Here is a 14,023-nt window from a genome sequence, read left to right on the forward strand (position 1 = left end):
TCTAACCTAAAAAGCGAATATTTAGCTTGCTGTCTTAGTTTAACTTCAATCGAGCTTTTTTAGCAGGATATAAATGGTCGGACGCTTGACCATAAAGCGTTTAGCCAATTAGATGACAGTGATTTTTCTTTATGATATCAGCGCCATATCGCTTGTCTGTGATATGGCGTTAGTTTGTTTTAAAGATGATTAATCTGTTGATCTGCTTTAGCAAAAAAAGTTAATAAATTAGAGCAAATTTATAATAAACTCACCAACCTGCTTATTAATTAAGCTCAATTAAAACTGTTTTTATCTTAATGAATAGATGAACGAGCACAAAACGAAAATGAATTGAAAGGAAAATTATGCGTATAATCATAGCTGTTTTTTTTATGTTTTTATTAACTGCTTGCCATACACGTACAGCAGAAGATGCTTATAAAGAAGGAAAATATTTAGAAAGTATCAACCTATTGGGTGACAGTATTGAGGACAAAGGTCCTGCTGAATTTGGAAAACAAGATATACAACGACTGCAAAATATCGTCAATAGCGTTATGCAACATTACGAAACAAGCCTTTTAAACGCCAATAACTTTGATTATGCCACACGAATAAAATGCTACGAAAATCTATTAGCTATGAAAATGCGATTAACTGATCGTTTTTATAGTCAAGAAATCAGTTTTTTTGATAACAAATATGACGTGACTCAATTACAACAAAATATAGCTAAAGAATACTATAATTATGGCAATTCAATCACTGGCACCGACAGCGAAAGTTATAGAATAAGAGCCGATTTATATGGAAAAGGGCTTGAGCAATACAACTATAAAAATATTGAAAGCTTGTACAAAAATGCCAATAAAAAATATAGGCAACTTGCGGCTAAAGAGTATTATGATCAAGGAAAAATGTTCGAACAGCAAGGTAACTACAAAGCCGCAGCCGATGCCTTTAATAATGCATCGGCGGTCTATGAACCGCTTGGTAAGTACAAAGATAGTGATAAACGTTCTATTGATAATGATAGAAAATACTGTACTCAGCAAGCAGAAAATGCTTATGAGCAAGCTCAACAACTAGCAAAGACTGCAACACATCGTTACCAATTTCGTGAAATTGCTAGATATTACGCTTCGGCTGCTTCTGCTTATCGTCAATACGGATCATTTCGTGATGCAAATTCACAAGCAGATAATTATGCCAAAAAAGGGAAAATTAAAGTTTATTATAATTCTTCAGAATTAAAATCTTTTGTATTAGATCTATTAAGTAAAGACTTTATAGAATTTGTTACTTATCATCCAAGTCAAGCTGATGTCACAATTCGCATTACGACAAACGTTGAATTTTCTGATCTTGGGGAATCAGTTAACAATGAAACCAAAACCGAAAAAGTCTTTGATAAATTTGTTGAAGTGTCTGATGAAAACGGTAATAAAAAGCAAGTTAAAACCTACAAAGATCAGCAATTTAATTTAAAAACGGTGACGCATAGCAATAAATTAACCTTGACCACTGAAATTGAGGTTCACGGCGTCTATAGTTACAGTAAAAAATTTGACATAGTTCAAACATCAGCAAAACATGATTATATCTATTCTGGTAATGTGCCATCAAATTTGCGTAATCACAGTAAAGGAACATTACAAAGCAAAGATAGCTTGCTTCAAGCAGCAAAAGAACAGCAATTAACCGAACTAAAATCAAGGTTTGAGGATATTATTAGCGATCTTTCATATTTATAACTAATTGAAGTTTATATTGAATTTTTTAGAAAAGATAATCTAATCACATCCGTGTGCATAGTATTTATATGCAAAGCAAAAATAAAATTCCACAAACAACAGTATTTATTGTTTGTGGGGTTTTTATTTAATATAGATGATTAACTATTCAATCCCAAGTACCATTCGTCCATTTTTGGTTGCCACATTAACGACATTATCTAAATCAGTATAACGACATCCGGTTACTAACAATTTAAGTTCTTCCCACATATTGCCAGTTGAAAATGGCAACATATAATCGCTGACGTTATCTGTACCGATTGCAACAGGAATACCTGCTGTGGCAAGTTCATCAACTGGGGTGAGTGAGTTACGAGTAGGGCCTTGTTCTTCGCGGCGTGGGCTATCGATCCAAGCAAATGGGCAGGCAATTACCATCATTTTTGCTTCTTGCATTTTTTTATAGAGTTTTTGGCGATATTCTAAACTGTGGGCTGTGATCGAAATACTATGAATGGCAACAACGCGACCATGCATACCATATTCAAGGGTTTTATCGGTAAGTTGTTCCGTTTCGATCTCATCTTGAGAATTAAACTGGTCAACATGTACGTGCACCATTTTGCCTAATGATTTACCCGTTTGCATTAGCACATCAAGATGTTTCAGTCCCATCCCTTCACCATGATCGCGCTCATCACGACGTGGTAAACCGCCAATAACATCAACTAAATCAGCGCCTTTATCGAACCAATAACGAGCCTCTTTATCGATAACGCCTTTAAGTGTTTGATTGACTAATTTTATGGTGATGTCATTTTTATAGGTTTCGCGTGCTCTTAACGCCCCTTTAATGGCTCGCTCTTGCGCGATAGGGTCAATATCAACAAACGATCCCATTGCACTCACCCCTTGCTCAATCATCCGCTCAACCGCCATACTAAAATGGCGATAGTAATCATCTTCGCTCATTGATGCTTTGACTTTATCTAATGTATCCCATTTTTCAATTAAGGTCTGTTTTTGATAGACATCAAAACTATCAACCGAAATAGTAAAAGCACGATCGGCATGCATATGAGCATTAACCCATCCGCCATTTTGTTTAATTTTATTCATTAAATAGGCTTTTAAACTTTGGTCTCTTGTGGTTAACAACATGTTTTTATGTTCAATCATAATGTGCCTCTACAATGCAATCATTTTAAATAAAGTGGATAAAATCGAGCGCAATAGGCAAAAAAAATCCCCCAAAAAGGAGGATAAAAGTCTTATCAATAATTTTATTGGTTAAGATTATTGATTTACAAGTGTTCATTGCGCTTATACCTTATCGATTAAAAATTGCAGAAATTCTAACCAAAATATTTTTAATAGCAAGGACTATAATTGATAAAATATATAAATAAATGAAATGGTTAAAGTATTATTTTTTAGATTTTCTACTGCAAAAAAAAAGCGTTCAATAAATACAAATTACCCATAAAATAAAAAATTAAATGATAACTTATTATTTAATCATAATAATTGAACGTCACAAAAATGAGATTATTCGTGATACCAAGCGTATACTGTGCTAATCAATTATTCTGAAATATAGGGCAGTTAACATGAGCCAATTAAATATCGTTGCCACAATCGCCGTTAAACCAGAATTTTATGATGCATTTCAATCGATATTGAAACGATTAGTCACAGGTAGCAGGGCCGAAACAGGTTGTGTGCGCTATGAACTTAATCAAAGTATTGATAACCCCAATATCTTTATTGTGATCGAAACATGGGCTTCGCAGCAGGCGATTGATTTTCACAATGCAACGCCTCATTTTGTCGAATTTGCCAACTTTGCTAAAGATTATGTTGATGGATTAGAGATTAATATAGTTAAACAAATCATGTAACTTAAAAGTACAAAATATTAAGTATATTAGCAAAACTGCCACCCATGCATTCACATCGGTGGCAATTTACTTACATTTTATCAACTGTCTTAATACCTAACATATCAAGACCAATTTTCAGTGTTTTTGCTGTTAAACAAGCCAATTTCAAGCGACTTTGTTTTAAGCTCTCGCTGTCGGCCGTTAAAATAGGGCAGTTCTCATAAAAACTTGAAAATAGCGTCGCAATTTCATAAAGATAAGCACAAAGTACATGCGGCGTACCGTCCCTTGCTACGGTTGAAATTGTATCGTCAAATTGAATTAAACGTGTTGCTAAGGCACGCTCTTTATCGGTTTCTAAACGAATATTACCTGTTAAGCTCGCTTCGGTAATATTCGATTTTTTAAATATCGATAACACTCGGGTATAAGCATATTGTAAATAAGGTGCGGTATTGCCTTCAAATGACAACATATTATCCCAATCAAAAACATAATCGGTGGTACGATTTTTAGAAAGATCGGCATATTTAACTGCACCAATAGCCACTGCATCGACGATTTCGGCAAGCTCGCTTTCAGTTAAGTCAGGATTTTTGCTACGAATTAATGTTGTCGCACGTTCACAAGCTTCATCGAGCAAATCATTTAATTTAACGGTATCGCCAGAACGTGTTTTAAATGGTTTACCGTCTTTACCTAGCATCATACCAAACATATGGTGCTCAAGTTTTAATGATTCTGGCACATACTTGGCTTTATGAACAATAGCCCAAACTTGTTCTAAATGTTGATGTTGGCGGGAATCAGTATAATAAAGAATACGATCGGCATGTAATGTTTCGTAACGGTATTTAGCACAAGCAATATCGGTTGTGGCATAAAGATAGCCACCATCCCGTTTTTGGATGATAACCCCCATCGGTTCGCCTTCTTTGTTTTTATACTCATCTAAAAACACAACAATCGCGCCTTCGCTTTCAACGGCAAGTCCTTTCTGTTTTAAATCGGCAACGATACCCGGTAGCATACTGTTATAGATGCTTTCGCCCATGGTGTCTTCAACGGTTAAGGTGACATTTAAACGTTTATAAGTGGCAATATTTTGCGTCATGGTAATATCAACTAGCTTACGCCACATATCGCGACAATATTCATCGCCACCTTGTAATTTCACTACATAATTACGAGCTTTTTCGGCAAAAATTTCGTCTTCGTCATAATGTTTTTTAGCGGCGCGATAGAATGACTCTAAATCTGAAAGATCCATATCATTGGCATGTTCATTTTGCATCTTTTCAAGATACGCAATTAACATTCCAAATTGCGTTCCCCAATCACCAACATGATTAGCACGAATAACATTATGACCTAAAAACGATAAAACGCGAACGCTAGCATCACCAATAATGGTTGAACGCAAGTGCCCGACATGCATCTCTTTGGCGACATTAGGCGCTGAATAATCAACCACAATGGTTTGTGGTTTCGCGGGCAAAGTGATATTAAGTTTATCGCTGTTTAAAGCAATTTCATTTTGCTCAGCAATCCAGCTATTTTTTAAAAAGATATTGATAAAGCCTGGGCCGGCAATTTCCACTTTTTCGGCGATATCATCGATATCTAAATGTTGCAAAACAGCTTGGGCAAGTTCTCGAGGTGGCATACCTAGTTTTTTGGCAACAGCCATAATGCCATTGGCTTGGTAATCACCAAATTGTGCTTTGTTTGATTGCTTAATTAAAGCGTCACAGTTTTTATCAGCACCCGCCATAATCATGGCTTGCGAAACACGTTGCGTTAATAATTGTTGAATATTCACACTAAACCTAACCGATTATAATAAAATGCCCAATATAATACCGGCAAAGTGACGAATTGTCACTGATCGTAATAAGAGGGCGGATTTTTTATTAAAAAAATATAAAAAATTAAGTATAATCGATACACTACTTGAAACGTTTTGACAAAATGCCAAGTTTTAGTTAGAAGTCAAAACGCCTCACCATCTTATAAATGTTTGATTTCACCCAAAAACATTAACGTAAAAAACTTTAATTAAATCAATGTGTTTTCTGAATTTTTTATGGAAAAATGTACTAATTTTTTGTGGCAGCAAAGGTTATTGTAGTGGTTATACTATGTCAGAATGCGCCGATAACTGAGTGAGGTTAGCACGCCAAATAAGTGATGTTTGTCAAAAACGAATCGTAGCTGATATGTCAGAACCAAGCACTGGTGTAGGGTTAAGTTTTGGTAGGTTAGTTTGGTTTGTTTTTGCACATTTAGAGTAGTCAATAGATTTTTGTTTTAAATAAAAATATTAATAAAATTAAATTATTGAATAATTTTTTTTAGTTATAGCGGCTCTTTATTCTTTTTCGTTGTTTACAATTTTAACACTAACCACTACACTAACCCGTGTTCTCAACGGGGTGCCTAGATGGGCTGAGAATGTTAGATAGGCTAACATAACCCGTCGAACCTGAACTGGATCATGCCAGCGGAGGGATTTGAGTTATTGTACTTGCTCAAACCTTTTGTCTTTTATTGCTGTTTTGGAGGCAAAATGTTTTGTAAAAAATTGTTATTATCTTTGGTATTTTCTATCCCTTTCATTGCAAACGCTGCCAACGTAAAACCTACCTTAACTGTTTATAGTTACAATTCCTTTATTTCAGAGTGGGGACCAGGGCAGGCGATTGAAAAGGGTTTTGAAGCGCAGTGTGGCTGTCAACTCGAGATTGTTACATTAGGGGATGGAGTATCGGTTTTAAATCGAATTCGTCTTGAAGGTGATAAAACTAATGCCGATGTAATCTTAGGGTTAGACAATAATCTTATAGAACAAGCCAAACAGGCGGATATTGTTATTCCTCATCAAATCAGTAAACCCGATAATTTAAATACTGACTGGTGGGATAGTGATTTTATGCCTTATGATTTTGGCTATTTTGCTTTTATTTATGATCAACAAAAAATTGGTAATCCACCACGCAGCATGCATGAGTTAGTTGATAATAAAGCCAACTGGAAAATTATTTATCAAGACCCAAGAACCAGCACTCCCGGCTTAGGTTTATTATTTTGGGTGAAGAAGATATACGGCGATGATACCGCATCTGCATGGCAAAAAATAGCTAAAAATACCGTAACAGTGACCAAAGGTTGGAGCGAAGCTTATGGTCTATTTTTAAAAGGTGAAGCCGATTTAGTGCTTAGCTATAGTACTTCACCTGTTGCGCATATTATGAATGATAATGATCATCGTTATGCCGCGGCTATTTTTGATGAAGGCCATTACCGTCAAGTCGAAGTTGTGGGAATTACTAAATTTAGTCAACAACCAGAACTTGCGCGTTCATTTTTGCGATATTTATTAACTCCTGATGTACAGCGTCAATTAGCTGAAAAAAATTTCATGTATCCAATTGTTAATACTTCATTACCCGAAGCTTTTCAGGAAATTAAGCCAGTCAATAAAGCGCTTGAGTTTGATGCCAAGCAAGTTGAACAGAATCAAAAGATGTGGGTACGTGAATGGAAATCCACCATTAGTAAGTAGTTTTATTCAGTACCATGTTGAAATTAAGAACACTACTGCCAGGTATTAGCGCTGCAAGCTTGATCTTAACCGTCTTAGGTACAGCCCTATTTGTGCTTTGCTTGGCTGCTATTAAGTCTAATAATTTAACAGTCTGTTTTGATAGTTATTTATTGCATGTTGTTTGGATAACTATATTTCAAGCAACACTATCGACATTGTTATCTATTTTATTAGCAATATTAATGGCCAAAGCCCTATCGATGGTTGATTTTCTAGGGAAAAGGTTATTGCTACGCATTATGCCTATTACCTTTATATTACCTGCACTGGTGGTAGTAACGGGACTGTTGTCTGTTTATGGGCAACAGGGCTTATTGGCGTGCTTTTTTGATTATTTGGGTTTTCCATTTGTGAAATCTATTTATGGATTAGAAGGTATTTTACTTGCGCATGTGTTTCTTAATTTTCCGTATGCTTGTTGCTTATTTTATCAAACTTTAAATAGGGTGTCAGTTGAGCACAAACAACTAGCTGCACAATTAAATTTTTCGAGTTTTAGTTATTTTAAATGGGTGGAATGGCCTCTATTGCGTCGACAATTGTTCCCTATGGCGGCGCTTATCTTTATGCTTTGTTTTTCTAGCTTTGCTGTTGCGTTAGCACTTGGCGGAGGGCCTAAATATACCACACTTGAAGTGGCTATTTATCAATCTATTCGTGATTTTGATCTGATACAAGCCGTGCTTTTAGCGTGTTTACAGTTGGTTTTTTGTGTTAGTTTTATGAGGTTGATGCAAAAATTTAATTATAACTATAAATTTAATCCGCACGATGTTAGGCAAAATTATCGTTTGCCTGTTTCGTTTAACTTAGTTTTGTCAAGTTTAGTCATTATTGTTATTGGTGGCTTATTTATTTTACTTCCCATCATAACCATACTTATAAATGGCATTTGTTTTTTTCAGTGGTCGTTTCTAACGTTGGCTTTTCAACATGCAGTTATGTTTTCATTGCTAATTGCTGTGGGATCAGCCATTATCGCTATGTTGCTTGCTTTATTATTACTTTATACAAATAGTCGCTTATTGATTAATCGGCAAATAAATTGGAGCAATCGGTTAATGTTAGTTGGTTCGCTGATTTTAATTATTCCAAGCATGGTGCTGGCGTGTGGCCTGTTTTTATTGTTATTTCCCTATGCTTATAATCCCATCTTTGTTTGCACCTTAATGATGCTTTGTAACGGTTTAATGGCATTACCGTTCATATTAAAAAATCTTGCAGCGCCAATGTATGATGTTACTTCCCGCTATTGGGATTTAAGTCAGTCACTTAACATTAATGGTTTTTTACATTTTTATTTAATTGAATATAAAGCACTAAAGAAGTTAATTATCCAGAACTTTGCTTTTTCAGCAATATTATCATTGGGTGATTTTGGTATTATTGCGTTATTTGGTGGACAGTCAGTTACTACGTTACCTTATTATTTATATGAGCAAATATCCCATTATCACTATCAAGAAAGCACCGTAACGGCTGCATTATTGTTAATATTATCTTTTAGTTTATTGGTTGTAATAGATTATGATCGAACTGAATCAAATTAATTATCAATATGATAATTTTAAAATGCATTTTGATATCAAAATCCCAGCAAAAGAAAAGGCCGTTATTGTTGGGCCAAGTGGTGCAGGTAAAAGCTCATTATTAAGCTTGATTGCTGGGTTTATTTTTCCAAACTCTGGGCAAATTTTACTTAATCATCAAAATATGACTCACACTTTGCCAGGAAAACGCCCAGTGTCGATTTTATTCCAAAGTAATAATTTATTTGGTCATTTAACTGTTGAGCAAAATATTGGTTTAGGCATAAGGCCTTGTTTAAAATTAAATGCATCTGAACAGCAAACAATAAATGATATGCTGGCTAAAGTTGGTTTAATTGGTTTTAATGATCGTTATCCCGATCAGCTTTCAGGTGGACAGCGTCAACGTGTTGCATTAGCTCGCTGTTTAATTCAACGCCGACCTATTTTATTATTAGATGAGCCATTTTCAGCGCTCGATCAGGCATTAAGGTTTGAGATGTTAGCGTTAGTTGATCAAGTCTGTAATGAGTTTGATTTGACATTAATGATGGTCTCACACTATCTTGATGATTCGCTCAGTTACTTTTCTCGTTGTTTAGTGGTGAATCATGGGCAGATTGTTTTTAATGGCTTGCCAACGCAACTAAACCAGTCTGAAAATAAGCACATTGCAAAGATGTTGGGCTTTAATTTTTAATAAAAAGTAAGATTTAAACGTTACATAAAGATTTTTATCTATTAATCTGTTTATCTATTATTTCTTTAAAACTCATGGTGAAGTAAGCAAATTATGATTTTATTTATATAAATGTTTGCTGTTAGTTAGCAATTGATATATTAGTTTTTAAATTCAATGGTTAAATATTAAGGTTTTATTAATGTGTTTAGCGTATATTGGGCTTAATTACCAATAACAACACCGATTAATATCCATGCAAAATACAAAAGCAAGCCGTAAGTTTAGCTGGTTAACCCTTATTTTTGATATCTTATTTTTCTAGTGCATTATAGCTGTATATTTTTCTTTCTGGGTATTCCAATGCAATCGGATTGCGTGATTCTATTATCTATAGTTTGATTTGGCTTATCCCTATTTTAATCTTTCCTCACTGTACGCGAAAGATTGCGTCTATTTTGGGGCTGATTATCGGCATTTTTTCTTTGATTTCTGTCGGTTATTTTACTATTTATCGACAAGAATTTTCACAAAGTGTGTTTTTTGTTATAGCAGAATCAAATTTTAGTGAATCAAGTGAGTTTGTTCAGCAGTATTTGAGTATTAAGTTAGTTGCGGTACTGATTATTTATGGTTTGGTGGTGATTTATCTTTGGACCAAAGTTAGACCTGTTTTTGTTAAGATTTCCACTAAATGGATTGCATCGCTGTTAATAGCCACTTATGCCATAATGCCTATGTTTGTTAGTATAACAATAAAAAATCCTCCATTGAAAAAGCTGTAGCTCACTTGTTAACACGCATGGAAACGACGGTGCCATGGCAACTTATTAATAGTTATTTGGCGTATCGCACTCAACTTGGCAATATGGAAGATATCTTGAATCATTTGGACACTTTACCTCCCGTTGAGAATTTCACCGATGCGAACGGTAACGCACCAAGAACGTTAGTGTTAGTTATTGGCGAATCAACAACGCGTAATAGAATGAGTATTTGTGGGTATAGTCGAAATACTACACCAAAAATTGAACAATTTAAAAAAAGATAAAGCGAATTTTGTTGTATTTAACGATGTGGTTTCATCAAGACCGTATACTACCGACATTTTACAACAAGTGTTAACTTTTGCTGATGAGCAACAGCCTGATTTATACCTTAAAACTCCTTCATTAATACATATTATGAAACAGGCAGGATATAAAACGTTTTGGATCACCAATCAACAAACCATGACCAAGCGTAATACTATGTTGACTGTTTTCTAAACAAACCAATGATCAGTTTTATATGAATAACGATCGAAATCAAAGTGCCAGACAATATGACGAATCGGTTTTTGAGCCATTCAAAAAAGTGTTATCCGATAACGCTGAAAAAAGTTTATTGTTATTCATCTGCTTGGTACACACATGAAATATGCGCTTCGCTATCCCAAAAGTAATGAATATGACCGTTTTAAAGATAAGACAAGTATTCCATATCTTCTCGATGACGATAATGTAGATATATATAATAGTTATGATAATGCAATAAGTTATAACGATTATGTCACAACAACACTGTTTAATATTTTCAAAAACAGTAAAGAAAATGGTTTTATGTTATATTTTTCAGATCATGGTGAAGATGTTTATCAAACGTCACCACACGATGTGTTAGGGCGCAATGAGAAGGCACCGACTTAAACTATGTATACTGTGCCATTTATGCTTTGGCAATCACCAACGTGGGTGGCAACGCATCCTAATAACTCTCTAGCCTATGTAAATCGAAAATTTAGTACACAAGATTTGATTCATACTTGGTCTGATTTAGCTGGATTAAGTTATCACTTATATATCTCTGAAAAAAGTGTTGTTAATCCTCATTTTCATGAATCGACTCGTTGGATTGGCGATTCTTATGATAAAAACGGATTAATTGATTTGGATAAATTAACTAAGTAAGCAGTACTGGTTGTTTACACAACTATTTAAGTTATGATATTGTATATTTATACAGTTGTGTTTTAAATATTGTGAAACCATCTATGCGAAAAATTATTCATGTTGATATGGATTGTTTTTACGCCGCCGTTGAAATGAGAGACAATCCCCGTTATCGCAATATGCCTATTGCGGTAGGGGGAGATCCTCGTAAGCGTGGCGTGGTTGCGACTGCCAATTATTTAGCTCGTCAGTATGGTATACACAGTGCTATGTCAATGGCACAAGCTATTAAACTGTGCCCCAATCTTAAAATTATACCGGGTAGGCATGCGGTTTACAAAGAAGTGTCCAAACAGATCCACCAAATTTTTAGGCGATATACTGAATCTATTGAGGCATTATCACTCGACGAGGCTTACCTTGATGTGACTGATTGTAAGCTTTGTTATGGTTCGGCAACCTTAATCGCTCAAGATATTCGCCAAGCTATTTACAACGAACTTGAATTAACGGCATCAGCAGGTGTTGCTCCACTTAAGTTTCTTGCCAAGATAGCTTCAGACATGAACAAACCTAATGGTCAATATGTGATAACCCCCGATGAAGTTGATAGCTTTATTGAGCGGCTTCCTCTAAAAAAAATTCCGGGAGTGGGTAAAGTCACTGAAAAAAAGCTAGCACAATTAGGACTCTTTACCTGTAACGATGTCGTTAATTTTGATGTCACTAAATTACTCAACCAATTCGGTAAATTTGGGCGAATATTGCATGAACGATGTCAAGGTATTGATGATCGTGAAGTGTGTAATGACAGGCAACGTAAATCAGTTGGGGTTGAGCGCACTTTAACTGACGATATTCATAGTTGGGAAGAGTGTTTATTGCAGTTCGACCCTTTATTTGAAGAGATAGAAAAACGATTAAGTAAAGTGCGTGCTGACTTGTCGATCGCTCGGCAAGGCGTCAAATTTAAGTTTGACGATTTTCAGCTGACAACACAAGAGCATGTATGGTCTAAATTAGATAAAGCCGATTTAATTGAGCAAGCGCATAAGGTTTGGTTAGAACGGCGTAATGGTCGTGGTGTTCGGTTAATTGGTTTTCATGTAACGTTAATTGATCCACAAGTTGAGAAACAGTTAATTTTTCCGTTTTAGGTCTTTTGCGTCATAAAAAATGAGGATGCAGGCAAAACCTGAACGCATCCTCTTAATAAAATTTCTGTTAACTGATAATTATGATTTTAAACTTGCGCCATTGGTGCTAATCACTTGTTTATACCATTCAAATGAATCTTTTTTATAACGCTTCATACTACCGTTACCGGCATTGTCACGGTCAACATAAATCACGCCATAACGTTTTTTCATTTCGCCAGTAGTGAATGATACGACATCAATAATCCCCCAAGCGGTATAGCCAATCACATCAACGCCATCATAATCCATGGCGGTTTGCATAGCTTTAATGTGTGCACCTAGATATTCAATACGAGGTTTGTCGTGTACTTGATTGCCGTTTTCAAGTTCATCAATTGCTCCAAAACCATTTTCCACAATAAACAGTGGTAATTGATAACGATCATACAAACGATTGAGTGTATAACGTAAACCTTCAGAGTCAATTGGCCAGCCCCAATCACTGCTTTTGATATAAGGATTTTCAACCGCATTAGGTAGCGCACCGTTAACGATGTTATCGCGCTTGTCATTTTTGGCATCGGCTTTCACAACGGTAGACATATAATAGCTAAAGCCAATGTAATCAACCGTACCTTTTTTCAAATAAACTAAATCTTCTTTGGTAATATCTAGTTTATAGCCTTCACGCTCAAACTCTTTTAAAGCATAAGTAGGATAATAACCACGAACATGAACATCAGGGAAGAAGAATCGTTGATGCATGGCGATTTCTGATGCCATCATATCTTCAGGGTTACAAGAATATGGATAAATTGGCACATGTGACACCATACAACCAATTTGAAAATCTGGATTGATTTTTTTACCAGCAATCACCGCTTTGGCACTGGCTAACAGTTCATAGTGAGCAACTTGGTACAGGACTTCTTGCGGATTTTCGCCCGGTTTAACTTGTACGCCTGAGTTAGTCCAAAAGAAAATAGGGTTACTGGTATCCATTTGATTATTGATCTCGTTAAATGTCATCCAGTATTTGACTTTATTTTTATAACGCTCAAAACACGCAGTGGCAAAACGTTCAAAAAATTCAACTGTTTTACGGTTTCTAAAACCACCATACTGGCGAGCAATATGTAACGGCATTTCAAAATGCGATAAGGTGATAACAGGTTCAATGCCGTGAGCAATTAATTCATCAAAAACGTTATCATAAAAACGAAGTCCTTCTTCGTTTGGTTCAAGCTCATCACCTTTTGGAAAAATTCGAGTCCACGCGATCGAGGTGCGTAAACATTTAAGACCTAATTCAGCGAATAGTTTGATATCGTCTTTATAGTGATGATAGAAATCAATGGCAGTATGATTTGGATAAAATTTACCCGCTTCGATATCTTGGGTGATTTGTCTTGCAACACCATGAGCGCCTGCGGTCATAACATCAACCACGCTGGGTCCTTTACCGCCTTCGTTCCAGCCACCTTCAAATTGGTGAGCGGCTAAAGCACCGCCCCATAAAAATGGTTTTTTAGTCATC

The 14,023-nt window shown here is 35.5% G+C and carries 12 protein-coding genes, 1 pseudogene and 1 riboswitch; of the genes and pseudogenes, 10 read left to right on the forward strand and 3 right to left on the reverse strand.

What is annotated here, in order from left to right:
• Positions 1 to 347 precede the first annotated feature (347 nt).
• Complete coding sequence (locus tag A9G22_RS01075; protein ID WP_075508173.1) at positions 348 to 1,736, forward strand: hypothetical protein; 1,389 nt, start codon at positions 348 to 350, stop codon at positions 1,734 to 1,736.
• A gap of 144 nt (positions 1,737 to 1,880) precedes the next feature.
• Here A9G22_RS01075 and A9G22_RS01080 read toward each other — a convergent pair whose 3' ends face one another.
• A complete protein-coding gene (locus tag A9G22_RS01080; RefSeq protein ID WP_218058701.1) occupies positions 1,881 to 2,897 on the reverse strand; it encodes an amidohydrolase family protein in 1,017 nt (338 codons plus the stop codon).
• 431 nt (positions 2,898 to 3,328) lie between these two features.
• Between A9G22_RS01080 and A9G22_RS01085 the strand changes: the two genes are divergently transcribed.
• Positions 3,329 to 3,619, forward strand: coding sequence for a putative quinol monooxygenase (locus A9G22_RS01085; RefSeq protein WP_075508174.1), 291 nt, complete (start codon positions 3,329 to 3,331; stop codon positions 3,617 to 3,619).
• A gap of 70 nt (positions 3,620 to 3,689) precedes the next feature.
• On the opposite strand, the gene argS is transcribed toward A9G22_RS01085, so the two are convergent.
• Complete coding sequence (argS, locus tag A9G22_RS01090; RefSeq protein WP_065585799.1) at positions 3,690 to 5,423, reverse strand: arginine--tRNA ligase; 1,734 nt, start codon at positions 5,421 to 5,423, stop codon at positions 3,690 to 3,692.
• Between the two features lie 599 nt (positions 5,424 to 6,022).
• Positions 6,023 to 6,131, forward strand: a riboswitch (TPP riboswitch).
• A 39-nt stretch (positions 6,132 to 6,170) separates the two neighbouring features.
• Between argS and thiB the strand changes: the two genes are divergently transcribed.
• The 8 genes and pseudogenes from thiB (at position 6,171) to dinB (ending at position 12,504) form a co-directional block, all read left to right on the forward strand.
• Complete coding sequence (gene thiB / locus A9G22_RS01095) at positions 6,171 to 7,166, forward strand: thiamine ABC transporter substrate binding subunit (RefSeq protein WP_065585800.1); 996 nt, start codon at positions 6,171 to 6,173, stop codon at positions 7,164 to 7,166.
• Between the two features lie 14 nt (positions 7,167 to 7,180).
• A complete protein-coding gene (gene thiP / locus A9G22_RS01100; RefSeq protein WP_065585801.1) occupies positions 7,181 to 8,758 on the forward strand; it encodes a thiamine/thiamine pyrophosphate ABC transporter permease in 1,578 nt (525 codons plus the stop codon).
• Complete coding sequence (gene thiQ, locus A9G22_RS01105; RefSeq protein WP_065585802.1) at positions 8,736 to 9,437, forward strand: thiamine ABC transporter ATP-binding protein ThiQ; 702 nt, start codon at positions 8,736 to 8,738, stop codon at positions 9,435 to 9,437. The genes thiP and thiQ overlap by 23 nt, the downstream gene beginning before the upstream one ends.
• A 353-nt stretch (positions 9,438 to 9,790) precedes the next feature.
• Complete coding sequence (locus A9G22_RS11470) at positions 9,791 to 10,201, forward strand: phosphoethanolamine transferase CptA (protein ID WP_218058702.1); 411 nt, start codon at positions 9,791 to 9,793, stop codon at positions 10,199 to 10,201.
• A 29-nt stretch (positions 10,202 to 10,230) separates the two neighbouring features.
• Positions 10,231 to 10,467, forward strand: a complete 237-nt coding sequence (locus tag A9G22_RS11475; protein ID WP_218058703.1) for a phosphoethanolamine transferase CptA — start codon at positions 10,231 to 10,233, stop codon at positions 10,465 to 10,467.
• A gap of 25 nt (positions 10,468 to 10,492) precedes the next feature.
• A pseudogene (locus A9G22_RS11695) lies at positions 10,493 to 11,104 on the forward strand (sulfatase-like hydrolase/transferase).
• 3 nt (positions 11,105 to 11,107) lie between these two features.
• Positions 11,108 to 11,365: a phosphoethanolamine transferase CptA gene (locus A9G22_RS11490; protein WP_218058706.1), complete on the forward strand. Its 258-nt coding sequence runs from the start codon at positions 11,108 to 11,110 to the stop codon at positions 11,363 to 11,365.
• Positions 11,366 to 11,448: 83 nt separating this feature from the next.
• Entirely contained in the window at positions 11,449 to 12,504 is a 1,056-nt protein-coding gene (gene dinB, locus A9G22_RS01115) for a DNA polymerase IV (RefSeq protein ID WP_075508175.1), read from the forward strand.
• A gap of 78 nt (positions 12,505 to 12,582) precedes the next feature.
• On the opposite strand, the gene A9G22_RS01120 is transcribed toward dinB, so the two are convergent.
• Complete coding sequence (locus tag A9G22_RS01120) at positions 12,583 to 14,022, reverse strand: 6-phospho-beta-glucosidase (RefSeq protein WP_075508176.1); 1,440 nt, start codon at positions 14,020 to 14,022, stop codon at positions 12,583 to 12,585.
• Position 14,023: the final 1 nt, after the last annotated feature.

The sequence above is a fragment of the Gilliamella sp. App2-1 genome (assembly GCF_001690255.1).
Classification (GTDB): domain Bacteria; phylum Pseudomonadota; class Gammaproteobacteria; order Enterobacterales; family Orbaceae; genus Gilliamella; species Gilliamella apicola_G.